We start from the raw sequence: 25,412 nt of genomic DNA, 5'->3' as shown, positions 1-25,412 counted from the left end.
TCAGCCCGGCGGCGTGGATCAGGTAGCCTGGCACCGTGGATCAACGCAGGTCAGAAGCCAAAAGGCGGCAGCGGGGGCCGACCGATCACGGGCGGCGGGACCGGATCGCGGACGCCGCGATCTCCCTCGTCGCCGAGGAGGGGATCACCGCGCTCTCGCACCGGCGGGTCGCGGCGGCCGCACAGGTGCCGCTGGGGTCGACGACATACCACTTCTCCACGCTGGACGCCCTCGTCGCGGCCGCTTTCGACAAGGCGGCCGAACGGTCGATCGCGGCGCTTCGGGAGTGGGAGCAGGTACTGCCGCCCGACGCTGACCTCGCCGAGGCCCTCGCGGACTTCGTACTCCGATCGATCGGGGAGAACCGCGAGGACACCATGGCGGAGTACAACCTCTACGCCCTCGCACTGCACCGCCCGGCCCTGCGCAAAGCCGCCGTCGACTGGGACGACGCCGTGGCCCAGGTCCTTGAGAAGCGCACCGACGCGTTGACCGGCCGGATGCTCGGCGGACTGCTGTGCGGCCTACTGATCCAGGCCGTCCTGCGCAACGAACTGCTCAACCGGTCCGACGTCGAGGCCGTCCTCGCCCGCGCCATCCGCTCCTGAGGTCTGCTCAGGACGGCTGCTGCGGCCGGTCAGGGCGCGCGAGAGCTCTTCGGGCAACAGGCCCAACAGGCCAACGCCTCCCAACGGCCCCTAGGTCATGTTGTCCATCCGGTCATGCTGGCAAGTAATGGTGTGCTGCCGGTGGTGTTCTGCCCATGGCAGATGTAAGCGGGCCCGTCATGTGGTGCCGACGGACTCATGTGTTCCGCTCAGGCCCGCTGTTCTGGTGGCGTTTGAGTGTCCAGGCGAGGGCGGCCACGTGGAGCGGGGCCGCTGGCTGGTCGCTGGCCTGGGCCTTGAGCTAGCGGCCGAGTTCGGCCCGGGCGTGGTGGGCCATCGAGCGAGGTGTTCGACGTCGTCGGTGCTGTGCGCGACCGTGGGACTGATTCCTGGGACCGAGGCCGTTGCTGGACAACGGACCTGAATTCGGGACCGGCAGGGTGAGGGAGCTGTCGTCTGAGCGGGTGGCGTACTCCGACGTGACCGCGACCGAGAACCCATAGTCGCGTTGGAGAAGCAGCGGCCACCGTGAGGAACGGAGCAGCACGGATGGGACGGTCCAAGCCCAACAAGCCGCGGCGACAGCGCGGGCAAGCCACCTACACACTTCGGCAGTTGCAGCCCCCGGGGGAGCTCTACACCACCTGGTTCCATGTCCGCGCCGATGAGCCCACCGCGCTGCCGGAGCAAGGACTGTCGGACGACGCCGTGGATCTGATGAAACGGCTCAGGCGGATTGCGCCGTACTACGGCGGTCAGCAGCTGCCTGAGGCTGCCGTGATGCTGGACATCGCCATCGATGTCGGCGCGCTCGGTATCCTGACCGGCCCCGACGGTGGCGACATCATCCCCTTGGATCAGGCTGGCGCCGCGCTCGGTGCTGACGGCGACGATGTCCGGGCCAGCCTGCACCGGCTGCACGCGGTCGGCGCCCTGCTGACGGTGCAGCACGAGGAGCACACGTTTGTCCGTATCGTAGCCAAGCGCCCGGAGAGCCCCGGCGACGAGTGGATTCTCGAGGGAGACGCGGCGGCGCAGGCTGTGCCCCGGGTATGCGTACCCAACGGGGCCCAGGCGGACTTGGCCGCGGACGAATTCGCTGCCCTGATGTACATGCGCGCCAAAGCAGCGCGTCTTGAAGAGCCCGATGCCTTGGAGTTCGGGCGGTTTGCCGGCACTGGGGGCACGGCCCGGGCCCACGCACTGTTTGCTGCGGTCAAGGCGACGAAGTGGCTCGAACACCGCGGCTGCGAGGCCTGCCCGGCAGGCCACCTTTGTACGCGCAGCCCCGAATCGGACCCTGTATCTGCCTGATTGCGCGAGGCATCCGCCCGACACCCGGCGGGGCGCAGTACCGGTTCCGCCGCCGTGTCCTGACCAACCCGATGGTGCACCAGCATGACGAAAGTTCCCAGGAAGCTCCTCACCACGTCCGGAGAGTGGGTCGACCTTCTGGCTGACCCTGTACCGGAGTCAGGCTCGCGGGATTACGACACGCTGATCGAGGAGGCCGGTTACAGCAGATGGTGTGTGGCACCGCGCGACGGTGCAGACCCTCCACCTGAATCGCTTCGTCGAGGCGGGTGTGCGCCGCTGCCGGGTTCGGGTATTCCTGGAGTGCGTCGCGATCCTTGAACCTGAGGAAAAGGGCCGCTGACCTGTAGGTTCAGGGTCTGTACATTGTGGGCGTTGCGGCGTCGAATGCGTGCCTGACCGCGCGTGCGGCTTTTCACCAAGCAGAATGTCCGGTATCGCGGGGTCTTTAACTTCCGCTGCTCGATGTGGGCGCTGGGCTGCTTACTGTCGTCCCTGGCCGCCGTGTACAGGCCGGTCTTGCCGTTCTTGATTAGGTATGTACCCTCGGTCGGATTGCTTACGGGGATTCGTTGGCGTTGTTCGCTGGCGGGCGGTGCTGATCGCTACGTTCGACGCCGACGCAGGCAACAGCGCATATCTTTCGTTCTCGTCAACCTTCTGCGGCAGCAGCTTGCTCAGCGAAAATCCGGCCATCAGTGTCCCGTGGCAACGCACCTTGAGCTTGTGCCATCGAAGTCTGAGTAGAGGCGGGCACCATCACCGGTCCTTCATCAGGAGATGCAGCAGCGTCACGACGCCGACACCGACCAAGAGGGCGGTGCCGAATGACGGGTGTTCGAAGGCCACATACACGGAGCCTCCGCCGACGAGTAAGAGCAGCACCGTCCGCTGATCGATCTGTCCCTCCATGAGCAACGTCCCCTCTCGCGCGCAGGCTCTGGTTCCTCATCGGATCGGGGAATCGCCCCTTGTCGAGGTCTCCGGTGAACCGCTCCAGACGCCTTGCCACATCGGCGAGATCGTGTCTGGCCACGTCCGCGATGACCAGCAGCTTCCGGGGCAGCGCCACCCCTCCGCCCTCCGGGACTTGCAGTGCGCGCACCCTGGTGTGTGCTTTCGAGAGTCGATCTCGGATCATGTACCGCCGAGTCGGGTGATTGCGGCGCCGCAGGTCGCGGCTATCGGCTGACATTCCCGTGCACCCTTGACGGTCTACGCCGCAACCATCTGCGCCGCGGCTCATCAGCGACGCGCGATGCGGCGGCGCTGGGCCGGCGTCATCAAACTTCGATGGCACGCGCTCAAGGTGTGTTGTCACAGGACAATCAGCTGGGTCGTTCGCGCGACGAAGGCCCCCGAATAATGGATCGCATGTTCGAATTCTCTGCGGGGTGTGGACCACGATCCCCGAGCAAGCGAGAGATCATAACCGTGAGACGCGGCATCATTCCGGCGCTGTCCGTTGGTTCGAAGGGGGCCCCGGGTGTAGCGGCATACGGCCAACAACTCGTTGTCGGGTGCCACGTTGAGCTGGGCGACTGCACCGCCTTCAGTGAGTCCGGCATCGCCGACGCCTGCGACGCGATCGTCTCGCCGGCGGAAGCTACCAGGGGATAGGTGCATCTCTAGCAGTTTTTCTCAACCACCATTTCTGTGGTCGAGGATGAAAGAAGCTCGGCCTCCACAGCGGTGCAAGGACCGGCCGTCCAGGCGCGCAGACGTCCCACCGCCGCATCGAGCCTGTAGACCTGTGCACAGGCACCCTGCGGGGCGAGCCTGGAGAGCGGCCCCTGCACGCGACGCTCACCACAGTAGGTGTCAGACCCGGCGGGCATACTGCTTCCGCGTAGTGCAGGAGCGATGAGGAGAGAGCGTGTTGGATGGGACGCCGGAATCACGCCATGGCCGTGGCTGGAGCGAGGCAGAGGACGCCGCGCTCGTCGACGGCGTACGCGAGGGGTTGGACCAGCAGCAGCTCGCAGACAGACACGGCCGCTCTCCTGCCTCCATCCGCTACCGGCTGGAACAGTTCGTTCTGCCAGCCGCTGCGGACGACAACGATCCGCTGGAATGGCTACGAGTCCGGCTTGCTGACGACCCCACATACGCGTGGCGGAATGTGCGCGACGAACGCCTCCACGAACGACACCAACGGCGCAGGCATAACCGCTGGCGCACCTCCAGTACCTCGCCCACCGCCGCCGCAGTGGACGAGGTACTAAACGACTGGCAAAAAACGACCGGCCACACACTAGGCCCCGAGAGGCGTGAAGCATTCCGCACCCGGCACGCAGCGCAAGACCTCGCCGCCGTGGCCGCGCCCGTGCGGCGGGCAACCGCCGAGCGCCTGTGGCAGAAGGACGCCCGATTGCTGCTGGATGACTGGTTGCTGGAGTCCCTGTGCCCCGGTGCCTCGGACCTGCCAGCCGACTGGAGCGCGTTCACCGAGCATGACGCCAACACAGTGCTGATCCTGCGGGAACTCGTCGCCGCGGCTGTAGCAGAAATCCCCTCCGAGCGGCATCGGGAGGTCATGTCCCGCCGCCTGGGCCAACATGACCAGCCGGCGCAAACACTCCGACAGGTAGGCGAGGCCCTTGGAAGAACCGGAGAACGGGCCCGCCAACTGCAGGAGCGAGCGCTCCGGTACATGGCCAGGTCGCGGGCACCAGCCTCCCGGAGGCTTCGCACGCTACTCGCAGAACTGAGCGGCATCGAAGTCACTCCATCAGACACAGAGCCCTCAAGCGGCGAACACCTCTTCGACCTGGCCGAGATCCTCCTGCCTGCTCTGGATCCGAGATACGCAGTTCCGCTGCTTGCCCGCTTAGCCGGCGCCCCCAAAGAACACGCAGACAATCTTGGGGCCGAAGTCACGACCGTACGTAAGCAGCGAGACGCCGCCGCCCGCCGTGAAGCCGCGAGGCAGGGACGCGTAGACCGCGCCACACAACGCTGGGCGGCCCTGGCTGAGGACGTCACTTGGTTCGAGCCACCACAACAACGTCCTCCGGCACCAGGGGAATTGAACACGCTCCGTGATGCGAACAAAGACGATGAATACTCGGGAACCTGGTACTGCCCCAAACTGAACCGGGACGTGGCCTACGAGTCACGCATAGAGCGGCAGGTGATCCAACTCCTCAGCTTCGCCCAGCAGGTCGAGTACTACCAGGAACAACCCCTCGACATCAGCTACCAGTTCGCAGGCAAGCAGTACACCTACTACCCGGACCTGCTCGTGGCCACCACTGACGGACGCTGTCTCCTCATCGAGGTCAAACCCGTATACGAGATGGCCATCGCCATCAACATAGCCAAATACTGGGCAATGGAAGAATTCTGCCGCGAAAGAGGATGGGGCCTGCTGACGACCGACGGCGCCCGCACCCGCAAACATCTCGAAAACCGCTCGACCGATCCACGACTGGAAGCAGCACTCAGCACCGCCCTGACCGAGCACGAAGAACTCACCTGGCCCCAAGTACACGCCGCGATCGGGTCCATACCGCTCGATTCCATGGACCTGGCAGCGCTCATCCTGCAGCACGGCTGGACATGGCACACCCGCCCCTACCGACTGCGAGCGACCGGCACCACCAGCTCAAACCGACCACCGAAACCGGCTGCTCCCCAACTGAACCGCTCCGGGATCGGTGGAGGCTCTATGCGTTGACTCGAGCCGCCGGTTGGGTCTGGTGTTGAGCGTAGTAATTGGTTTCGTGTTCGTGGGGCGGGATGTCGCCGATGGCGGTGCGGCGGCGCCGGTTGTTGAACCAGTCGACCCATTCCGCGGTGGCGAGTTCGACCTCGGCGAGGCCGTGCCAGGGCTTGCGAGGCTTGATCATCTCCGGTTTGTAGAGGCCGATCTGGGACTCCATGAGCGTCTTGTCCAGGGCGTCGCCGACGGTGCCGATCGAGGCGTCGATGTCGGCGTCGAGGAGGTGGGCGGTGAATGCGAAGGACGTGTACTGACTGCCCGCATCCGAATGGTGAATGAGCCCTTGTCCGGCGGAAGTTCTGGCCCTGTCGCGACGCCAAGGCCATGTCCAGTGCATCGAGGACGAGCTTGGCTCGCTTCCTGATGGCTGCGGCCCAGCCGATGATCGCTCTGGAGAACACGTCCACGACGAACGCGACGTACCCGAAGCTCGCTAACGGTGCGGGTCACTTTCGGCATGAGCGTGGATTGGGGTTCGGTGCCGGCGTTTATCCCCGCAATCTTGAGCGGGGCCGTTTCATCAGTCGAAGCAGTCGAGGATGTCTCTCAGGTGCGGTTCGATGGGCTCGCCTGCGTCGTCTTCGTCCCAGAACAGTTCCACCAGCGCCCCGAGCGGGTAGATGCCGCCGTCGCCGCCCCCGCGGACCCATCCGCTAAGGGAAGGGGTGTCCTGCTGCCCTCGGGTGCCTTCGAACAGGGCAGGAGCTGGGCCTTCGGGCGCCAGGTGGCGGGGATCGAACACCCAGAAAGCGGTGCGGTTGCGCCGTACGGTTTCGCCCACATACCAGACGGCCCCCTGGACGAAGCTGCTGGTCTTGGCCGTTCTGACCTCTACGTCCTCGCTGAACCGCTCACGCACGAGCGTTTCGAGGACGTCGAGGGATTCCTCACTGAAGTCCCAGCTCTGCGGGCAGCCGGTCTCCTCACGCCAGGCTTCGAAGAACCCTGCGCGGTCGTGGAGCCAAGCGTCGAGCTGCTGCGCGGGCTGCGGTATCGCTTCGTCTGCAGAGGGCATGCCCACCACTTTAGGCACCGGGCGCGGCAGGCGTACACCGGACCACACCCGGCGAGGGGGACGTGTCGACACCTTCATATCCCCTGCGCGCGCAGGGAGTTGAGGCTCTAGTGTGGTGCCCGCGGCGCTGTTGTCACGGGGGCTCGACGCGCCGCAAGCCCTCACCGCACCCCTCAACTGCCCCCACCGACCGAGGGAAAGATGCAGGAGTGAGTTCCGCGATAGCACCACCCCAACACAGACGGCGCCGTATATGGGCGCGTCTGACTGTGGCCGCCGCGGCGGCCTGCGCGGTCACCTTAACCGGCCTTCCCGGCCTTCCTGTCACCGACGCGTCCGCCGAGATCATCGGCGGCACACGCTGCGACAAGAAGTGGCTGGGCAAGGAGATCAACGGCAACGGGCAGATCCCCGGCTCCAGTCAGTTCTCCGAGATCGCCGCCGGCGCGGAGACCGCCTACGACTACGCCAACCCCAACGCCGCCTACGACGACCTCAAGGCCCCCACCGACGCCCAGAAGCAAAAGGCGGGGGACACCGACGCGGACGTCAAGAAGTGGGACGCGGCGTTCAAGAAGTCCGGCAACCCCGCCGACAAGGCGATGGCGATCTACGCCCGCTACAACCGGCAGCTCTCCGGCTCCAGGCCCACCACGGACTGGAAGACCTGGCGCGATGTGAAGTACATCGGCAACCAGGTCATCAACGCCCGCGGCAACAGGTTCGAAGCAAAGGTCGTCAAGGACTTCAACCTCGTCGGCCCCGACTGGCTGTGCCAGGTCAAGGTCCGCGTCAAGGACCCCGCCACCGGGAAGTGGGTCGTACGCGACTTCGACGCCTACAACACCCGCAACAAGGAGTTCGCCGAGTTCAAGTCCACCGGTGAGCACCGGCCCGATCAGCACAAGGCCGAACGCACCATCCTGCGCGATCCAAAATACCGCAACCACCGGCTGACGTACGTCACTGGCATGAAAACCGAAGACGTCACCAAGGACGCCACCAAGGCTCTCGATGACGAGCTGAAGAAGGAACGCGGCACCAATCGAACCCAGGTGCGTGTGCGTGAGCACCGTTCCACCGGCCGGGCGCAGATCGGCAAGCCGAACGTCTACACCAAGTACGACCCGATCCTGAACCCGGACCCGAACAAGGGCGGCCGGGGCCCGATCAACTCCGCTGCCCGCAACTCCGGGCCGACGCCGAACGACGCCCGCCGTCTCCAGGAGGCCGCGAAGAACGCGGGCACCCGAGGGGCGTTCCCCGGCGGACGCGGGCCGGGCGGCGTGGACTTCTCCACCCTGGAACTCCAGTACGTAGGCAACCCCGCCAAGGGCAAGGGCATCGACTACAGCTTCAAGGCCGACTACATGCCCGACCCGGACGAAAAGCCGGGCTACGGCGGGCAGGCGAAGCTTCAAATGTCCTCGGACGCGCTCTTCACGTGGCTCGCTTTGTCCCCGGACCGCATGTGGGTGAACCTCAACCCCGACCAGCCCGACAAGATCATGGACAAGGCGTTCGGTGAGACCGATGCCGGTCGCATCTTGCTGGAAGCGGACATGGAGATGAAGCGGGACTGGTCCCGTGCCCTGAACCCGAAGAAGTCCCCGGGCCGGGAGTTCATGGCCGCGGCCCCGAAGGTCGACGGCGTTCCGTGCTGGGGTCCGGGCCGTAACTGGATCGTCCCGGACCGCGCCCAGGTCCGCGAGCAGGACGGCGGTATCTACATCCTCGACGCGCCACTCAAGGTCAACCACGCGCCGATGGACTTCACCACCCCGGTACCTGGGGAGCGCTGCGACAAGAAGCTGACCAGGGCGGAAAAGGAATACAGCGTCCGCCTGATGAAGCGGTGGATCATCCCCGCGGTCCAGGAGAAGGTCAACAACGACCCCAAGTACGCCGACCTGCGCCGCGTCTACAAGGCCCGCGTGGCAGCGGAGTGGATCCGCCAGCAGGACGCCAAGCAGCCCACCGACTTCCGGAAGATCATCAACAGCAACAACCTCGACCGGTGGCCACTGCGCGCCCCCAACAAGGACTGGGACAAGCGCACGGTGTGGGAGGAGATGCGTAAGTCCTTCACTGAGGGCGAATACACGTATGAGTGGCCCTCCGGTGGCACCATCTACACCTTCACCGTGGGCGGCGTGGACTTCTCCAAGGCGGAGAAGCGCAACATCACCCAGGCCCGATTCAACCTTCAGCACCCGCAGCGGGACAAGACCACCAAGACCTCGGTGCGGGACGAGACCGCCCACCGGGACACCACCACCTCGTTCATGGGCGGCAACGGCGCCGGCGACCTCGGGAGCGATCCTGGCCCGGACCCGACCAACCCGCCGACCGATGAACCGACCGACAAGCCCACCCCCACCCCCACGAAGGAGCCCACGACCCCGGCGCCGGACCCGACCACCTCCACCCCGGCCCCGGGCAACACCCACAAGCCGCAGGACCCGGACGGGGACCTCGCCGACACCGGCTCGGACACCCCCATCGGGCTGATCAGCGCCATTGCCGCGGCCCTGGTCGCAGCAGGCGGCGCCCTCGCCTGGTGGATGCGACGGCGCAAGACGGCTGCTAGCTGACCAGCCGCACCAAACACGACGGCGCCCGCCCGGTCCGAGAACCGGGCGGGCGCTTCGTTACGCTCAGCGTGCGCCTGGCCGTCGAGGACACCGAGTCCGCACGCTTGTACGCCCACCTGGGTGCACTGGGGGCCTGTCCGGTGGTTGGGGAGGCTCCCGCCCCAGGCACCACAGCCGCCCAACTGGCGGCCCCTGACGATCGGTTTGGGGCGACGTCTGAGGATTAGGCGGCGGCGCGGACGGTGGCATCTGCGCGGGTTTCCCCGATCAGGACCATGAGGTCGTACGAGATCAGCGCGGGACGCTCTACGTACCCGTACTCGTACGGGAGGGACAAGGTGCGGGGGTCGTCCTCCCCGTAGGTGAAGTAGTCGTGAGGGCGCGGAGCACGGTTCTAGGGCCCGTCTTCAAACAGGGATGCCGCAGCTCACACATGCAGGGCTGTCTGACGTAGAACGTGAGGCGTGGATACGTGGCCGTCGCGCAGGACGGAGGCTTCTACGAGCACGGCGAATCGGCGGCCCCTCGGTAGTCGACGCAGCACTCGCTCTCGGTCCCCATGACAACTGGTGGGCCAACGGACGGCGAGCCGCCCGAGTCGCCGCGCTCATAGGACTGCCCGCCAGCGGGCTGCTCGTGTGGGCCGAGAACATCAAAGGGGAGTTCCTGACTTCGACCCTCAACTCGCAGTTCGGACTGCCCGACATTGCTTGAACGCTGCGTATTGGGAGATCACATGGGCAGCAGCGGGTTTCCTGCTCGGCGCCTATGGCGAAGCCTGCCTGGGCGCCGCGGTCCCGTGCGAAGTTTGCCTCTGGCGGCGGCCTATGCTCTGCCGATAGGGATTGACGTCATCGGTAACTGGATCACGCGGGAGGGGTAGGCGAACCTGGCGCTCTATGCCGTGAGCATGCTCCTGGTGCTCACGGTCACCAGCATCGTCTTGGACTTGGATCATTTCCGGGTCGAGCGGCGTTACTGGCAGAGCCGCCTGGGCCTATTGCTGTCGGTCTATCAGCTCCGATACTTCTCTTGCAGATCGCGTATCTGCTCGCTCAGCTCGTCGCTCTCTTCACCCTCTGGCAGTTCTTCGCCGATGGCGGCGGGCCTCCGGAGCGGGGCACGGACAGCTCCGTGGGCGGGTCCCACCCCTAGGGTGCGTCTGCTCGATCGTTGCTGGCCAGACCGCGGCGTCTGGTGCGAGGTGCCGTTCCGAACGCTGCGGGCCCGCAGGGATCGAGGAGACGCACCCTGGTGCGTCTCCGCGTGAGCGGATGACCGATGGAGTCATCGGCCGCATCAGGGCCCGTCCAGCTTGAGGTCCGAAGCGGGTGCCGTGATGACAAAATTCTCTTTGCGACTTCTCGTTCGCGAGAGTTCGTGGCAATGCATGACTCCCGTGCCCGGTGCGTGTCCGAGGGGGGACTTGAACCATTCACCAACCGAGCGTGGATCAGCGGCGAACTCCCACTCACTCGCTGACCTCTCGAGGCCGCTTGCCTGGCTCCTCGGCAAGCACCGACAGCTCGCTCCGATGAGCCGTGCTCCGCTCCAGTTCGGGGGTCCCTGCTCTGGTGCCGTGGCCGAACCACGACGGATCGTAGGCGGACCCTCCCGGCAGGCACGGCAGATGCCGGAACCGCCCCCCGGTCGCCTCGTCAGGCGATCTTCACCTTGGCGGCAGGCCGACGACCAGTGGGAGCACGGCAAGAGGCGTGCATATCAACCCTTCTGACCTACATGTTTTCGCGATGCACAACACTCATAGAGAGTAGTGAGTCCTGTCATTACATGCGTAGCTCGAAGACGTGCACCCCAGCGTCGCCGATGACTTTGAGGTTTTCTGCCCATGCGCACGTCCATAGGTAGTCATCGGTGCGCACAAATGTCGCAATTCGCCTGCCGGGTACGTTCCAAATGCACACCCTCCTGTCCAGGCACACGGCGGCAAGCCAGGCGCCGTCGGGTGAGATGGCCACCGACTCCACGGGGGCGGTGTGGCCACTGAGGGTGGCAGTGCACTGGCCGCTTTCCCGGTCCCACAGCCGTACCGTCCGATCCTCACTGGCGCTGGCAAGCCACGTACCGTCTGACGAAATCGCCACCGACTTCACCGCCTCCGTGTGGCCACTGAGGGTGGCAGTGCACCGGCCGCTTTCCCGGTCCCACAGCCGTACCGTCCGATCCTCACTGGCGCTGGCAAGCCACGTACCGTCTGACGAAATCGCCACCGACTTCACCGTCTCTGTGTGGCCGATCAGCGTGGCAGTGCACTCGCCACTCGCCCGATCCCACAGCCGCACAGTCCGGTCGTCGCTACTGCTGGCGAGCCAAGTGCCATCCGGTGAAATCGCCACCGACTTCACCGTCTCTGTGTGGCCGATCAGCGTGGCAGTGCACTCGCCACTCGCCCGATCCCACAGCCGCACCGTCCCGTCGGCTCCACTGCTCGCGAGCCAAGTGCCATCCGGCGAAATCTCCAACGAAGACACGACCGAACCCATGTGGCCGCGGAGAGTGGCAGTACACCGCCCGCTCACCCCATCCCACAGTCGCACTGTCCCGCTCACGTCGCCGGTGGCGAACCAGGTGCCGTCCGGTGAAATCTCCAACGACACCACGGCGTAGAGGTGATGACCGGTGCGGATGGTGGTGCACTGCCCGCTTGCCCGATCCCACACCCGCACTGTCCCACCCACATCGCCGGTGGCGAGCCAAGTGCCGTCCGGTGAAATCTCCAACGACACCACATCATTGGTATGGCCGATGAGCGTGGCAGTGCACTCCCCACTCGCCCGATCCCACAGCCGCACTGTTCGGTCGTCGCCACTGCTGGCGAGCCAAGTGCCGTCTGGTGAAATCTCCAACAACACCGCATTGGTGCGGCTGTCGAAAGTGGCAGTGCACTTTCCACTTACGCGATCCCAGATCCGCACCATCCCATCCGGGTCGGCACTCGCCAGCCACGTGTTGTCTGGTGAGATCGCCACCGATGTCACCGCGTCGGCATGGCCAGTGAGGATGCTCAGCAGGGCTTGGCTGGGCAGGTCTGGTGGCGGCCGGAGGCCGACGAGAAGTGGATACGAAGCAGGGTCGTTCTGCCGCACAGCAACCTGATCGCGCCAGGGCGATAGGGGTGCGAGACGGGTGTACAGAGTGTTGAGCACGGCACGCGCAGGATCGGTAGGGGCAAGTAGATGCGTGACCTGCGCCAGCGAACGTGCCCGTGATAGCGCCTCTGCGGTGGGGATATGGCTGAGGTCGCGCTGAGGTGCGTTGGCGCCGTGTCTTACGAGACGGGTTTCCACCCATCTCAGGTCGCCTGCGACGGCCTCTGCCTGATCAGTGCGGCCCGCGCCCACCAGATGTTCGATGAGATGCTCCTGGAGATAGCCATCGGCCAGCTGCCACCATGCGGTTCGCGGACCCGGTCCGTACTGAACCAACGGTGCGGCGTCGGGAAGGCCGACGGCGGCAGCGTCCACCAGCTGCGCGTGCAGCGCGGCCAGGTCCGAAGGAGCCAGTGTGCTGCGCAGATAGTCACGAACAACGTCGTGCAGGCTGATGCGCCCACCGTTGTCGGATGTCTGCGAGAGCAGCGAGAGGCTTGCCAGCTCTGCGCACAGGGCGTGCGACTGCGCTTCTGCCAAGCCGCCGGTGGCTAACCACAGCTGGGCGACCAATGCCATGGGCACCGCTTCGTCCTCGACGAATACCGCCAGCTCGGCAAATCGCTCAGCTCCGCCCGCCGGCAGCAAGCTGGTTGCGGCCTCCACCGTGGCACGGACCGCCCGCCGCCTGCTCGCAGGATCGTTCACGTCAACCTCTGCCCACGGGCTGTCCACCCCTTGAGGCCCTTGGTCGCGCAGCGTCGCCAGGACATCTTCGGCGGCCCGGGCCAGAGGCCGCCCGGTGTCGGCCTGGGCCTTGAGTTGCCGGTTGACCAGGCGCAGGAGGAGGGCCCATCGTCCGGTGGCGTCCAGCAGTGCGCCAGTCATCTGTGGGGGCAGGCCGTTGAGCTCCCAGGTCAGCATGGTTCGAGCTTGTTCGAGAGACATCTGGTCCACCTGAACCGACTGGGTGCCGGGCGGCAGCAGGGATGGGACACGGGTGGTTACCAGACGCACGCAGTGCCTACCGCCGCGCAAGAAGGGTTCAAGCTGCTCTTGCTCCCAAACGTCATCGAGAACAAGGAGCGTACGGCCACGGCGATCCAGCAGGCGCCCCAGATGATCGCCGGCAAGGTCCGGATCGGTGAACGGTGCGGTGTCGCCAGTGATGAACCTCGTGGCCTCGGCGACTTTCGCGGCGATGTCCGCCCGACCACGCACATCCCGTCCGATGACGATGGTGTACGTACGGCCCTTGAAACGCCGACGCACCCGAGGGCTGGCACAGATCATGGCGGCCAGTGTCGTTTTACCGAATCCCCCCGCACCCCAGAGCGATGTGGTGATTCCCACTGCCCGCCTGCCGCCGCACACTGCAGCCTCGGCCCGCTTGCTCTCCGTCCGGTCGACGACCCACTCCGGCACGCGCGGCGCCGCGGGCGGTGGAGGATCGTTCCCTTCGCTGGTGGACGACTGCTCCTGGCGCCATGCCGTAAGCGCCGCTCCGAGCACCCCGAGAAGTGTGAACAGCCCCACCGCTGGCCAGGGATGGCGGCGCAAGAGGTCCAATGGACCAGGCCAGTGCTCTTGGGACGTCCCGGCGTTGGCCGCCAACGACAGCAATGCGCCCACGACAACGGCACAACTGGCAAGCACCCCTATCCATACAGCTTGCCGTCGCATCCCACGCCCCCGCAGTCCAGCCACCAGCATCGGGCACATCGCGACAACGCCGGTGCCACTCCAGCCGTTTGATCAACACCAGACAGGACGACACTACTCATCAGTGCCACTACACGGCTAGACGGCCACCCGTACTGCGTTCCGTCCGGTCGATCCGTGCCCGAGATGGCACCCACGCGCAGTGAGAGCACCGGTTACTGGCGTCCCTCGGCCTCCCCTCATCGGATGTCGGGCACACTCGAGAACCACGCGGCTCCGCGGTCCTGCTGGCTACAAACCGGCCCAGCGGCTGGTCCCCCCTCTCTCCCCCGGGGCACAGCGCAGATGGGAAGCGGCGCAAAGGGTCGGGTCGTTGATCAATACCCCCGCTGCCGCGGCAGATGAGGGTGCGAACCCCGGTACAAGCAGGACGCATTCAGTACTCCGACGATCATCTCCGACTCGACGTCGACGAGTTGGCCATCCGCGGCGTGCCTCGACGAATGCCGTGAGCGCAGTGGCGGACAGGCAAGCGCTGATCGACCCGGGCTCAACGGTCTGGAAGCAGGCCCGCTGAGCCCGATCAACTCTCATGCTTTAAGGGGATGTTCAGGGGCTGCGCGGCGAAGGTAACTTGGGTGGCGCAAATGGCACTTGGTCACGGTTCCGCCTCTCCAGGCAGGTTGCACGGCCAGTGCATAACACCGGGTTTCGACCCGTTTCCCTCGGTGCGGTCCGCGTCGTTGCTGACTTTCGGGCCGTTTGCTGACCCCAAAAATGGGCCCTGACCTGCGATGACGGCCTTTTTGTGTCTTTGCGGCTCAAGTGGCACCGGCTGCCCGCGGCCTACCGCAGGTTCATCCACGAGCACCTCGCTCCCGGCGGCAAGCTCGTCGCGGTCGACTGCACGCTGCGCTGGCCCACCACCACGGTCGACGATCGCTACGTCTTCCAGTTCGGCCCCTCGGCGACGCCCCGCCTGAGGAGTACCGCGAGGGCAGCCCCCGCGCTACCGGCCTGCTCTCCCGGTACGGGGCCAAGGTCCGCCGCTGGGATCCGCCCCCGAGCGACGGTGAGAGCCCCGAGACGGAGTGGGGCCTGCAGCCCGCACTGGTCGACGACCTCGCCTCGTATGCCGAGCGGCACCGGCTCGACCTGGACGTGCTGCGCTTCGACGAGCCGCAGAGCCTCAGTCCGGCCGTCGCCGACCTCTACCGCTCCTGGTACACGGAGCGGAACCTGCCCGCCGACCGCCTCCTCGTCGAGTCGTCCCTCCTGCTAGAGCCACGGCAGACGTGGAGGAGCCGGGGATCTGGGCGAGGGCCTCGGTGAGCACACGGATGTGGTCGGCCACCGTGTTCGCTCCGGCATTCCCCGGCCGCAGGAGCATCGTCAACGACTCAGTGGTGTTCGCGCACCACGCGGCCAGCGGATGAAACCCAAACGTCTCCTTGAAGGTGACCGCAGCCCCGGCCTTCCTGGACGCGGCCGTGATGATGGTGGCGTCGAGGTCGATGACGATCCAACCGGTCAGCCGCTTGCCCGCCACCGTCAGCCAGGGGAAGCCGCCCGGCCGCAGATGCAGCAGACTCCACACCTGCCGGCGGACCCGGGCCCGCACCTTTGCGATCTTCGCCAGGGTGGCCTTATCCAGCGCGGCCAGCGTGCGGCGGACGGTGGAGTCCGACACTGTGGGCCCGAACAGCGGCCGGTGATGCAGCTGGAGCTGCTCGGCCTCCGAGAAGTTCGCCGCACCCAGCACGACCGCGATCGCCAGGTGCACCAGTACTCCGGCGCGGTCCCGCCAGCCGGCTGCTGTGCTGGACGGCAGCACCCCGGACAGTGCGTCCGTCGGCCCCGTGCGGTCCGCACACCGGCGCAGCAGCACCGCCCCGGCATGCCCGATCAGCCTCTTCCCGTCAGCCACACCGACAGCCGACGGTCCCACCCTGTACGCTCAACCACCGGAAAGGTGCCTTGCTCTCTGCAGCGGATACGATCTAGACACTCGCATCCTCGCAGGTCAACGGCACCTTTCTGCTGTCGGGGCGTCAGATAGCCCAATTCCGCTGAATACCCAGGGTCACCCGTCAGGGCTCGTCCCACCCATGGGACGACCCCCGCGTAGCGCTCGGTCGGCGCTTCATGCAGGTACGACGGCGATCACGTCGATCTCGACGAGCATCCCCGCGAGCGCGAGCGCAGGCACCGGGATCAGAGTCATAGCGGGCTTGTCGTCGCCCCACACTCGGGCGACCTCTTCGGTCATCACGCGGAACTTCTCGCGATCGTGGTCGACGATGAGCAGGTTGATCTTCGCGATGTTCCTCAGCGTCGCGCCGGCGGCTGCCAGGACCGTCGCAGTGTTGGCAATCGCCTGGGCAAACTGCTCGCGGAAGTCCGCCGAGAGATGGGTGTCCTCGGTCTCCCCGCCCTGACCAGCCGGGGTGATGATGCGCCATCCGGCCGGGAACTGGGCCAGGTGGGAGTATCCGTTCGGCCTCGGGTCGTACAAACCAGGCGGGTTGGTGAATGTCAGGGCGTCGATCTGGTGGTCGGTCGACATCATGGTCCTCCGCGGTCGCATCCGTCGGTGGCGCCTCATAGCGGCCGATCACGGTCCACATTATGACGATCACACGCCCGCGCTACCTTGCGACTGGCCGTAGCAACCGGACTGGACCTGATCGGATGTGTCCAGGTGTTTGGGGGCGGTTCAGCCGACGGTCCCACCCTGTACTCTCGACCACCAGAAAGGTGCCTTGCTCTCTGCAGCGGATACGATCTAGACACTCGCATCCTCGCAGGTCAACGGCACCTTTCTGCTATCGGGGCATCAGATCGCCCCATTCCACTGAATACCCGGGGCTAAAGGCCTCTATAGCCGCCCGGCTTCAGCAGCCGATTGCGGCAGGATGCGCTAGCTGGCTCGGCAGCCAGAGGCGCAGGTGATTGGTGACCGCCACCGCCGTGTCCATCTCGGGACGCCAACGTGAATGTGAACCCCGACCACGTATCCGCCCTGTATGACCGCAACGGCAATATCGGCCCCACGATCTGGGCGGACGGCCGCATCGTCGGCGCCTGGGCACAACGCCCCGACGGCCACATCAGCCGACGCCTCCTCACCGACCCCGTCACCGAGTCCCGTACGGCAATCGACACCACCGCCCACGCCCTGTCCACCTGGCTCGGCCCCACCCGCATCACCCCCAGCTACCGCACCCCTCTCGAACGCGAACTTGCCGCTCCCCACTAGTCGTTGAGGTGGTCACGGGTGCTCTTCCGGGTCGGGCAGCGGGTCGAGCACCGGGTTGGTCAGGTGCTGGAAGATGATCGAGGTGCGGAAGCTGACGATCTCGCGGCGGTTGGTGAACTGGTCCAGGAGGAAGGCGTGCAGGTGGTCGATGTCCTGGGCGGTGACGTGGACGAGGAAGTCGTCGCTCCCGGCCATCGTGTAGACGGAGACCACTTCCGGCAGTTGGGTCACCGATCGCTCGAACGCGGCGACGACGTCCCGGTTCAGCGGCCGGACCTGCGTGAAGACCATCGCTTGTACGGAGCGGTTGAGCGCGCGCAGGGACACCTGGGCCCGGTACCCCTGGATGATGCCGCGCTGCTGCAGCAGCCGGGTGCGTTCGAGGCAGGTCGACGGGGCGATGCCGAGCTTCTCGGCCAGGGCGCGGTTGGACTGCCGACCATCGGCCTGCAGATGGTGCACGATCGCCCGTATCAAGTTCGTCCATGACTACCCCCTAGCCCCAGCATCCGAAGTTCCTTCGGCATGCCGCCTGTTGACCCGTGCATCAGCCTAGCTTTACGGCCATGAGCCAAGCATTCGGGGATGAAGAACGTCGAGCAATCGCCCATGACGAGGTGGTCATACGGCGTGGCCGTCGCTCACGGCTTCCGCTGATCGTGGCCGTCCACTCCCGGGCCCTCGGCCCGGCGGTCGGCGGCTGCAGACTGCGCCGGTACGAGTCCTGGCGGGAGGGACTGGCCGACGCGCTGCGTCTGTCGGAGGCGATGACCTACAAGGCCGCCGTGGCGGGTCTGGACTTCGGCGGCGGCAAAAGCGTGATTGCTCTCGACTCCGAGACCGAAATCACCCCGGAGTTGCGCGAGTTGGCGCTGCGGGATCTGGGTGAGCTGATCGCTTCCTTTGACGGTTCCTATCGCACCGGGCCCGACGTCGGCACCGGCCCGGAGGACATGGTGGTACTGCGGCGCTTCTCGCCGTACGCGTACTGCGCGCCCGAGGAACACGGCGGCACCGGCGACTCCAGCGGACCCACGGCCACGGGCGTCCTGGCCGCCCTGCACGCCGGTGTGCGGCAGGTGTTCGGCGACGCCTCCTGCGCCGGGCGGACCGTGGTCATCAGCGGATTCGGCTCGGTCGGCAGTGCCATCGCGTCGAGCCTGGCGGCCGAGGGCGCGCACGTCGTCGTATCGGACGTGGAACGGTCCCGCAAGGACGCGGCCCTCGCGCGCGGCTACGGCTGGGTCGACCCCGGCCTGGCCCTGTCCGCACCGGCCGACATCCTCGTCCCCGCAGCCGTCGGGGGCATACTCGACGAAGCGACCGTCCCGCTCCTCAGCGCACCCCTGATCGTCGGCCCGGCGAACAACCAGCTCAGCATCGCCGAAGCCCTCGCGGAGCGCGGCATCACCTGGATACCCGACTACGTCGCCGGCGCCGGAGGCGTCGCCTACGTGCTCAGCCGCGAGTCGGAGCACTACAGCCACGACGCCGCCGAGAAACGGGTGGAGGGCATCGGCGACACCGTGGCCCGCATCCTCGACCTGTCCCGCTCGACCGGCGTCACTCCGCTACGGGCCGCACAGGAGCTCGCCGAGCACCGGCTCGCTCAGGCTCGTTAGCTGGGCTACAGCCCGCCCGGAGGCAGCGCCGTGTCGAACTTCAGGCCGGACGCACCCTCGCCCTGGCCGCTCTCCTTGCGGCGGCCGAACCAGAGCACGGTGCCGCCGTCGGTGGTGCGGGCCAGCCGGAAGCGGCGCGTGATGACGGCGCCTTCACGGGGGACTTCCTCCTCCGCGATGCGTAGCCGGTCGGTCTCGCGCGGTCCGGCAGGGTCGGCCCGCAGGATCATGCCCCGTGGGTGGGCCACCTGGGGGCCGATGCCTTCGACGAAGCGGACCATCGGGCGGCGCTCCAGCTCGGTGGCGAACTGCGAGACCGGGAGGTGGGGCACCGGCACCGACACGAACGGCACCCAGTGTTCGGGGACCGGAGTCATCAACCGGTAGACGATCTCGGCATCGTCGAGATCGGTGGGCACATGCTGGCGCAGCGAGCGCGACTCCACGAGCCCGCGCCGGACCGGTTCCCCCGCCGCGCCCTGCACGATCCGTTCGACGCCCCACACCAGGTTCGCCATCTCGTCGCGGAACAGCGCTACTTCCTCCAGCGGCGGGCCCTGCAGCGCGTGCCGCACCGTGGCGGGCAGGTAGAACACGTCGGCCAGGCTTGATCCGTCGCCGACCCCGGTGTGCTGGAAGGCCGTCCAGCCGGGCTGGGTGGTCTCGCGCGATGGCCGCACCGTGATCTTCTCGCCGAAGGTGTCGACGACGTGGAGTTTCCGTACGGCGGTCACGTGCCCGTACCGCATCGGGAGCGGCACCAGGAACCAGTCGTTGCCGAAGACGAGGGCGAACTCCACCAGGGCGAGCCGGGCGAGGTCGGTTGCCCCGGCCTTCAGGCCGCCGAGGTGGACGCGGGCGTCCTCGAAGGCCCACAACCGGTCGCTCGGCATGCCCGGATAGCGCACCGGCGTCGGCATCACCTGCTTCGGGAACGTTTCCGGAACGACCGGGGACGCCGGTGCGCCGAGCCCGGGGGAGGCGGACGCGTCGAAGGAGTGCCAGTCGAGCGCGCGGCCCGCGTACTCGTCGGCGCGCAGCACGACGTCGCCGGTCGACAGGGCGGCCTGGACGGCGAAGGAGTACTCCAGGCGGTGCGGGTCCCACGAGGTGGCAGTGTCGCCAGAGGGTCCGGCGACGTACCGTTCGGCCCACGTCAGCCACGTGGTGAGCACCTTCCGCAGGGCCGTCCGGTGCTGCTCGGTCCCGGCCGCGCTCTGCAGGGCGGGCGGCAGACTGTCGACCGTGCCACCGGCGCCCCGCAGCGCGGTCACCGCCGCCGCGGCCAGGGCGCCGTCGGGCACCCGCCCGGCCACCACGCGCCGACGTGCTTCCCCGACCGGGTCGTGCTGCGGTGGATCGGCCGCCGCGCCGAGGGCGCCGGTAAAGGCCCAGTCGGTGACGTACGCCTCCTCGACCTTCGCGAGCACGGGCCCCGGCAGACCGGCCGCGCGGGTGAGCCGAAGGAGCTGCATCCCGGTCTGCGCCCGCACCCGTTCCGGCAGGACGACGGGCCGCTCGGCCTCCACCGCCACGGCGAGCGGCAGGGCGGTGTCCGGGTGGTCCACGGCGGTGGCCGAGGGGTCCGCGCCCGCCCGCGGGGACCCCGGGTGGAAGCGGGTGACCTCGGCCTGCTCGGCCTGCACCTCCGCCAGGACCGGGGAGCCGCCGTCCTCGCCGCGGAGCTCCTCGAACTGCCATTGCCGGGCGACCATCCACAGCGGGTCGGCGAGGGGGGTCTCCAGGCCGGGTCCGAGGTCGCCCTTGGTGAGGCTGACGGGTTCGAGCCGGGAGTACCCGACCACGGTCGGCTTGAATTTCAGCTCCATGTCGCGTGCGGTCAGTTTCCGCAGGTCGTAGCCGGGCATGCGTCACGCCTTTCCGAGTACGCCGGTGACAAGCACGTCGGGCTTGGCGGTCTTGACCAGATCGTTCAGGCCGACCGAGGGGACGTCCCGGGTGTAGTTCTCCGGGAGGTACAGGGCCGGCAGGAAGGAGCCCATGGGCGCCAGCTCCTTGGCCGACAGGGTGCGCAACTGGGCCAGGTCGGCGGCCTCGTTGACGGTGTCGAGGAGCAGGTCGAAGCTCCACTTCTGTGGGGAGCGCGCCGGGTGCACGGCAAGCAGCACCGCCTGCGGCGCCCGGGCTCCGGGTGCGTCGTAGTGGAAGGTGAGGGCCGTGGTCTCGGTGGTGGCCGGGATCGTCTCGGTCCACGCGTCCACGACGACGCCCGCGAAGGGCCGCGCCGGGTTGAACGGCTGCCACGCGTGCGCCACCAGGCCGAGGGATCCGTGCTGCGGCGGACCGGATGTGCCGAAGGGCAGGGCGTGCCAGGGCGCGTTCGGCCGGTGCGGCAGCTGTACGACGTGCAGCTGGCCGGACACGTCGGCGCCCGTCGCCTCGGCGTGCAGCAACAGGCCCGCGAACGCGTCCAGTTCGGGCCGGACCAGGGCCGAGCGCTGCAGCCAGGCGGCCGGTGCCGTCGGGTCGCCCGAGAGTAGAGCGGCGCGCGCGTCGAGGGAACCGGCGACGGCGGCATGGTCGGCGAGCGACCATTTCGGCAGTACGGGCTGCGCGGCGCCGAGCATCGTACGCAGCAACTCGACGTGGTGGGCGACCAGTTGGTCGGCTGCCGTGGGCGGCGGCTCGGCCGTGGCGGCGTCGACGGTCTGCGCGAGCGCGGTCAGTCGGGCGGCGGTCTCGGTCACCTGCGCGCCGAGCTCCCGCGCCGCGTCCGGATGGTTGGCCGGCACCCGGGGCGGGGCGTCGGGCCCCGCGAACGCGGCCGCGTCGAGCAACGCCCTGGCCCGCTGGTCGTCATCGGACGCGCCGGTCAACGCGGTGATCACACCACCGAGCCGGGACCGCGTGGCCGCCACGCGAGCGGCCAGCTCGGCGGTGTCGGCCGAGCCGGGTGCGCCCTCGCCCATGCCGGGGCGTACGTCGTCGCCCGAGACGAAGTCACCCGCGGTGAGCGGGGCGGCTCCCGCTACCTTGGCCACCCATTCGGTGAGGGTCGACAGGAGGGCCAGGCCGCCCGTCGCGGTGGTGCCCGGCGGGTCCGGCTTCAGCGTGAGCTCGGCTGTCGGGTCGGCGTCGCCTGCCCGGGCGGCGAAGGCCAGCGCTACGCGCTGCTCCAGCTCGCTGGGGCGGCCCTCGCCCGGCCGTTGAGCCGCGAGGGCCAGCGAGAGCGGGCCGATGCCGAGGTCGGCGGCCGAGACCGGGCTGAGCGTGGTCGACCTACCATGCGCCGTAAGGACCGCGCTGAACTGCCACTTCGCCGGATCCCCGAGCAGCCGTGCCACCCACGCGTCGAGCAGCGGCTCGGCCGCGCCCCGTGCGTCACGCGGCCAGCCGTGGCCGAGCGTGGCGTCCTGCAGGACGACCGCGACCCGGTGGGCCACGGTGTGGCCGGACTGCGGGGACGCGATGAAGTCGAGATCGGGGGCGCGGCCGTGGCGGTCGTGCGCCGAGAGGGCGGCGCCCGACCGGTCCAGGTTGCCGACCGCGGCCTGGTGCACGCTCTCGGCCACCAGCAGGTCGCTGACGGCGTCGTACGAGTCGTTGACGTAGTCCATCACCGCGCGGAGTCGCGTGGCGTCACCAGCGGGCAGCGTCGCCAGCTCCGCGTGCGCGGCCACGTCGGCGAGCACCTCCGCCGGATCCTCCCGCCACCGGTCGAGCAGCGTTACCCCGTCGACGACGTCCCGGGCGGCGAGGACCTCGACCGATGTGTCGGGTGCGACGTCCGGGCCGCGCAGCGGGGCCGTGCGCCGCAGCGGCATCTGATAGCGCATCATCTCCAACCCCGCCTCGCGCAGCCTCCGTTCGAGCCGGTAGCCGAGGAGGGCGGCGAGGCGCTGGCCCTGGGCCACGCCGTCGAGGAGCCACTGGGCGCGGCGTACCCGCTCGGAGGTCACCTCAAGGTCGAACACCTTGCCGTCGGCACCGCGGTTCGCCAGTCGCCCGTTGCGCAGCAGCGCGGTGCTGGCCGCGTGCGCGAGGGACGGCGTATGGACGTATCCGAGGCTCTCGGCGGCGGATCCGACATCGCGCCGCAGGTCTTCCACGAACCCCCAGCATCCCAGGTGCACGCCGCCCGGCGCGGCGGCCCGCTGGTCGGCGAGGCGGTGGGACGCGAGGCCGGTGAACCAGGCGTCGAGGCGGGTCGCGTACAGGTCAAGGTGCCCACGGAACGCCCAGTCGAGCTGGTCGGGCGGCGCCTGCGCGAGGGTCCGCAGCGCTTCGTGGGTGCGGGCGAGCCAGTAGTGGGGCTTGGTCGGCGCGTTCAGGAGCACGGCCACGCCGTCGCGTACCTTCTCCGCGAAGTCGACCGCCACATGCTGGCCCAGGGGCAGCTCCGACACCTCCGGGACGACGGTCTCGGCGAGCTGCCGACCGGACCTGAAATCGAGCGGGGACGGTGCGACCGGCGGCGGTGGCTCGACCCGGAGCATGTCGGGGGTCGGCACCGCGAGCTTGCGCAGCGCGGGCAGGGCCGCCAGGTCCTCAAGCCCCAACTGCAGCGTGTGGAGGACGATCTTGAGGGCGCAGCGCTGCAGCTCAGCGGCCGCGCTGCAGGCGGCGAGGGCTTCCAGGAGGGTGCGGGAGTTCTCACGGAGGTTGAGTGCGAGGAGGCCATTCTGGTCCTTGGCGAGCTCGGCGATCTCCGTTAGGTAGCCGATGGGGTCCGCCTCCCCGGGCTTGCGGACGAGCGGCACCGGGAGCGGATGGTCCTTGCCGTGGGTGAGCTCGCTGATCCGGGCGGTGGTGAAGACCCCGAGTCCGGTCCACATGGCCGTGGTCCAGGTGCGCTGCCAGGCGTTCTGGAGATCCCAGCGGAAGCTTGTGTTCGACCGCTCCACGGGGCCGGTGAGGGAGCGGAACCTGAACGTCCATGGGACCGGGGTCCGTTGCAGGAGGGCGAGGAGGACGGCGTCGACGTCCTGGTCCTCGCCCGCCCGCCGCAAATGGGGCACGTCGGCAATGCTCGGGCTCACGATGTCGCGCATCAGGGTCGCCACCCGCCGGACCAGCTTGGCGGCCTGGTCCGGGCCGGGCTCGAAATGCTTCGACGACACCACCGGCAGCACACCGTACGGCTGCGCGCCCACCCGCAGGGTCGGCAGCGGACCGCAGGCGAACACATGGCGCCGCATGAACTCCCGTAGATTCGCGTCGAGTTGGGGATCCTCGGCGAGCGGATCGAGCATGTCGGCGAGGTAGTGGCCCCCGGTGCTCCGCCACAGTACGTCGGTCAGGGCCGAGGCCCAGGCGTGCTCGCGCAGGTCCGCGCCGGGCAGCGCCGCGAACACGGCTGGGCTGAGGCCGAGTGCCTGCGCGAGCCGGGGCCCCGCGCTCCACTCGTCGACCGCCGCCACGGGGGCCACCGGGTCGAGCGCCGTAGCCGCCGCGCTCGCGTCGCTGGTCCAGCCGGAGCGGCTCTCCGAGGTGTTGTTGGTCGGGGTCCCCTGCGCGACGAAGCCGAGCTGACCGACGTACCGCTGCGCTGTGAGCAGCGAGCTCAGGGAGTCGGCGGCCGGCTCGGGCGACTGGGTCCAGTCGACGCCGAGCACCACGAGCCGGTCGACACCGCCCGCCAGCGACGAGTCGCTGACCTCGATCAACATGCCCTGGTCCGTGGCCAGTTGGGGCTCGCGCAGCCATCGGGTGCCCTCGTCCACCGGCAGCCGGCCCTTGGTCGCGGGCGATGTCACCTGGACCGGATCCATGCCCACGGCGAGCCGGTCAGGGACGTGCTCGCCCCACTTGCGGAACCGTTCGACCCACTGCCCGTCCTGCTTGCCGAGCCCCACCACACAGAACCGGTCCGGCAGCGCGGTGGCCTGCGGCGCCCGGCCCCAGGGGGTCGCCCGCGACGGCAGTTCGGGAAACCGTGGGGCGCCGTCGTGCGGGGAGTTCGCCGGGGTCATTGCCTGTACGAGGTAGGCCGCGCGGCCGGGACGGAACCGCTCGGTGAGCTGCCGCCAGGCTTCGGTCGCGGCGGCGGTGTCGTCGAGGCCCGCCGCCCAGCGCCGGTTCCAGTACCAGCGGGCGCCCTCGCGCTCGTCCTCGGTGAGCGCCGGTTCGTGTGCGTCGATGTGCAGTTGGTCGGGGAAGACGCGGATCCGCAGCTTCGTCGGGGAGGCGAAGCGGGTCTCGATGCGCACCGGCAGCATCGCCACCGGCTGCCGCCCGTCGAGCGTGCCCACGAGCTGTTCGGGCGGGAACCGGGCGACGAGCCCGCCGGAGAGCCTGGTGATGTCGTTCACCAGGGCGGCACGCGCGTCGCGTTGCGTCTTGAGCTCGGCGTCGAGCTGCGTGATGCGCCGGTCCACCTCGGCGGCCCGGTGCACATCTCCCGTGCCGCGCAGGGCGTCCCGCCTGGCGGTGAGGTCCGCCCGGCTGGTGCGGAGTTCTTCGAGGGTGCGGTCGAGTCCGGCGAGCCCGTCGCGGGCGCGGCCGATCTTGCGGAGGTCGGTGGTGAGGTCCGGTTCGGGCACC

At 68.2% G+C, this 25,412-nt stretch carries 17 protein-coding genes and 2 pseudogenes; 9 read left to right on the top strand and 10 right to left on the bottom strand.

The features are described from left to right. The first annotated feature begins 35 nt into the window (after window positions 1–35). Together ACWD10_RS24380 and ACWD10_RS24375 are read left to right on the top strand one after the other, a co-directional pair. Window positions 36–608 carry a TetR/AcrR family transcriptional regulator gene (locus ACWD10_RS24380; protein WP_451094384.1) on the top strand — a complete coding sequence of 191 codons (573 nt, stop codon included), beginning with the start codon at window positions 36–38 and terminating at the stop codon, window positions 606–608. Between the two features lie 549 nt (window positions 609–1,157). Next, window positions 1,158–1,922, top strand: coding sequence for a hypothetical protein (locus ACWD10_RS24375; RefSeq protein ID WP_451094382.1), 765 nt, complete (start codon window positions 1,158–1,160; stop codon window positions 1,920–1,922). Window positions 1,923–2,681: 759 nt separating this feature from the next. Here ACWD10_RS24375 and ACWD10_RS24370 read toward each other — a convergent pair. Both ACWD10_RS24370 and ACWD10_RS24365 read right to left on the bottom strand, forming a co-directional pair. Then, on the bottom strand, window positions 2,682–2,834 hold the full coding sequence (locus ACWD10_RS24370; protein ID WP_451094380.1) for a hypothetical protein: 153 nt from the start codon (window positions 2,832–2,834) through the stop codon (window positions 2,682–2,684). Window positions 2,835–2,874: 40 nt separating this feature from the next. After that, window positions 2,875–3,063: pseudogene (locus tag ACWD10_RS24365) on the bottom strand (SCO5555 family protein); the annotation flags it as partial. A gap of 735 nt (window positions 3,064–3,798) precedes the next feature. Between ACWD10_RS24365 and ACWD10_RS24360 the strand changes: the two are divergent. Further along, on the top strand, window positions 3,799–5,601 hold the full coding sequence (locus tag ACWD10_RS24360; RefSeq protein ID WP_451094378.1) for a TnsA endonuclease N-terminal domain-containing protein: 1,803 nt from the start codon (window positions 3,799–3,801) through the stop codon (window positions 5,599–5,601). On the opposite strand, the gene ACWD10_RS24355 is transcribed toward ACWD10_RS24360, so the two are convergent. Further along, window positions 5,591–5,983, bottom strand: a complete 393-nt coding sequence (locus tag ACWD10_RS24355) for an integrase core domain-containing protein (RefSeq protein WP_451094376.1) — start codon at window positions 5,981–5,983, stop codon at window positions 5,591–5,593. The two genes, ACWD10_RS24360 and ACWD10_RS24355, sit on opposite strands and share 11 nt — an antisense overlap. 183 nt (window positions 5,984–6,166) lie before the next feature. After that, on the bottom strand, window positions 6,167–6,661 hold the full coding sequence (locus ACWD10_RS24350) for a hypothetical protein (protein ID WP_451094374.1): 495 nt from the start codon (window positions 6,659–6,661) through the stop codon (window positions 6,167–6,169). Between the two features lie 269 nt (window positions 6,662–6,930). Between ACWD10_RS24350 and ACWD10_RS24345 the strand changes: the two genes are divergently transcribed. The 4 genes and pseudogenes from ACWD10_RS24345 to ACWD10_RS24330 all read left to right on the top strand — a co-directional run bounded on the left by ACWD10_RS24345 (window position 6,931) and on the right by ACWD10_RS24330 (window position 10,410). After that, entirely contained in the window at window positions 6,931–9,255 is a 2,325-nt protein-coding gene (locus ACWD10_RS24345; RefSeq protein WP_451094372.1) for a hypothetical protein, read from the top strand. A gap of 417 nt (window positions 9,256–9,672) precedes the next feature. Then, a complete protein-coding gene (locus tag ACWD10_RS24340; protein WP_451094370.1) occupies window positions 9,673–9,969 on the top strand; it encodes a DUF6185 family protein in 297 nt (98 codons plus the stop codon). Window positions 9,970–9,991: 22 nt separating this feature from the next. Then, window positions 9,992–10,231: pseudogene (locus ACWD10_RS24335) on the top strand (DUF6185 family protein); the annotation flags it as partial. A gap of 56 nt (window positions 10,232–10,287) precedes the next feature. Further along, a complete protein-coding gene (locus ACWD10_RS24330) occupies window positions 10,288–10,410 on the top strand; it encodes a DUF6185 family protein (RefSeq protein ID WP_451094444.1) in 123 nt (40 codons plus the stop codon). A 632-nt stretch (window positions 10,411–11,042) separates the two neighbouring features. Here ACWD10_RS24330 and ACWD10_RS24325 read toward each other — a convergent pair. The 3 genes from ACWD10_RS24325 to ACWD10_RS24315 all read right to left on the bottom strand — a co-directional run bounded on the left by ACWD10_RS24325 (window position 11,043) and on the right by ACWD10_RS24315 (window position 16,596). Beyond that, entirely contained in the window at window positions 11,043–13,877 is a 2,835-nt protein-coding gene (locus ACWD10_RS24325) for an NB-ARC domain-containing protein (RefSeq protein WP_451094368.1), read from the bottom strand. Window positions 13,878–15,216: 1,339 nt separating this feature from the next. Then, window positions 15,217–15,954 (bottom strand): transposase, encoded by a 738-nt coding sequence (locus ACWD10_RS24320; protein WP_451094366.1) that lies wholly within the window; start codon window positions 15,952–15,954, stop codon window positions 15,217–15,219. 216 nt (window positions 15,955–16,170) lie between these two features. Beyond that, entirely contained in the window at window positions 16,171–16,596 is a 426-nt protein-coding gene (locus tag ACWD10_RS24315; protein ID WP_451094364.1) for a RidA family protein, read from the bottom strand. Between the two features lie 423 nt (window positions 16,597–17,019). On the opposite strand from ACWD10_RS24315, the gene ACWD10_RS24310 reads away from it, so the two are divergent. Next, the gene (locus ACWD10_RS24310; RefSeq protein ID WP_451094362.1) at window positions 17,020–17,286 is read left to right on the top strand and encodes a DNA glycosylase AlkZ-like family protein; all 267 of its coding nucleotides are present in this window, start codon (window positions 17,020–17,022) and stop codon (window positions 17,284–17,286) included. Window positions 17,287–17,298: 12 nt separating this feature from the next. Here the strand turns inward: ACWD10_RS24310 and ACWD10_RS24305 are convergent, their stop codons facing one another. Beyond that, window positions 17,299–17,748 (bottom strand): Lrp/AsnC family transcriptional regulator, encoded by a 450-nt coding sequence (locus ACWD10_RS24305; protein ID WP_451094360.1) that lies wholly within the window; start codon window positions 17,746–17,748, stop codon window positions 17,299–17,301. Window positions 17,749–17,852: 104 nt separating this feature from the next. Between ACWD10_RS24305 and ACWD10_RS24300 the strand changes: the two genes are divergently transcribed. Next, window positions 17,853–18,908 (top strand): Glu/Leu/Phe/Val dehydrogenase dimerization domain-containing protein, encoded by a 1,056-nt coding sequence (locus ACWD10_RS24300; RefSeq protein ID WP_451094358.1) that lies wholly within the window; start codon window positions 17,853–17,855, stop codon window positions 18,906–18,908. Window positions 18,909–18,913: 5 nt separating this feature from the next. On the opposite strand, the gene ACWD10_RS24295 is transcribed toward ACWD10_RS24300, so the two are convergent. After that, entirely contained in the window at window positions 18,914–20,776 is a 1,863-nt protein-coding gene (locus ACWD10_RS24295) for a hypothetical protein (RefSeq protein ID WP_451094356.1), read from the bottom strand. A gap of 3 nt (window positions 20,777–20,779) precedes the next feature. Beyond that, window positions 20,780–25,411 (bottom strand): hypothetical protein, encoded by a 4,632-nt coding sequence (locus tag ACWD10_RS24290; protein WP_451094354.1) that lies wholly within the window; start codon window positions 25,409–25,411, stop codon window positions 20,780–20,782. Between the last annotated feature and the right edge of the window lies 1 nt (window position 25,412).

The organism is Streptomyces sp. NPDC002851, from assembly GCF_053591935.1.
This window is presented reverse-complemented; position numbering and strand designations above follow the sequence as displayed.

Bases quoted from the DNA above. Each gene is read 5' to 3' on its own strand.
- ACWD10_RS24375 (WP_451094382.1), top strand. From the start codon at position 1,158: ATGGGACGGTCCAAGCCCAACAAGCCGCGGCGACAGCGCGGGCAAGCC.
- ACWD10_RS24370 (WP_451094380.1), bottom strand. From the start codon at position 2,834: ATGGAGGGACAGATCGATCAGCGGACGGTGCTGCTCTTACTCGTCGGC.
- ACWD10_RS24355 (WP_451094376.1), bottom strand. From the start codon at position 5,983: ATGCACTGGACATGGCCTTGGCGTCGCGACAGGGCCAGAACTTCCGCC.
- ACWD10_RS24350 (WP_451094374.1), bottom strand. From the start codon at position 6,661: ATGCCCTCTGCAGACGAAGCGATACCGCAGCCCGCGCAGCAGCTCGAC.
- ACWD10_RS24340 (WP_451094370.1), top strand. From the start codon at position 9,673: ATGCCGCAGCTCACACATGCAGGGCTGTCTGACGTAGAACGTGAGGCG.
- ACWD10_RS24315 (WP_451094364.1), bottom strand. From the start codon at position 16,596: ATGATGTCGACCGACCACCAGATCGACGCCCTGACATTCACCAACCCG.
- ACWD10_RS24300 (WP_451094358.1), top strand. From the start codon at position 17,853: ATGAGCCAAGCATTCGGGGATGAAGAACGTCGAGCAATCGCCCATGAC.
- ACWD10_RS24295 (WP_451094356.1), bottom strand. From the start codon at position 20,776: ATGCCCGGCTACGACCTGCGGAAACTGACCGCACGCGACATGGAGCTG.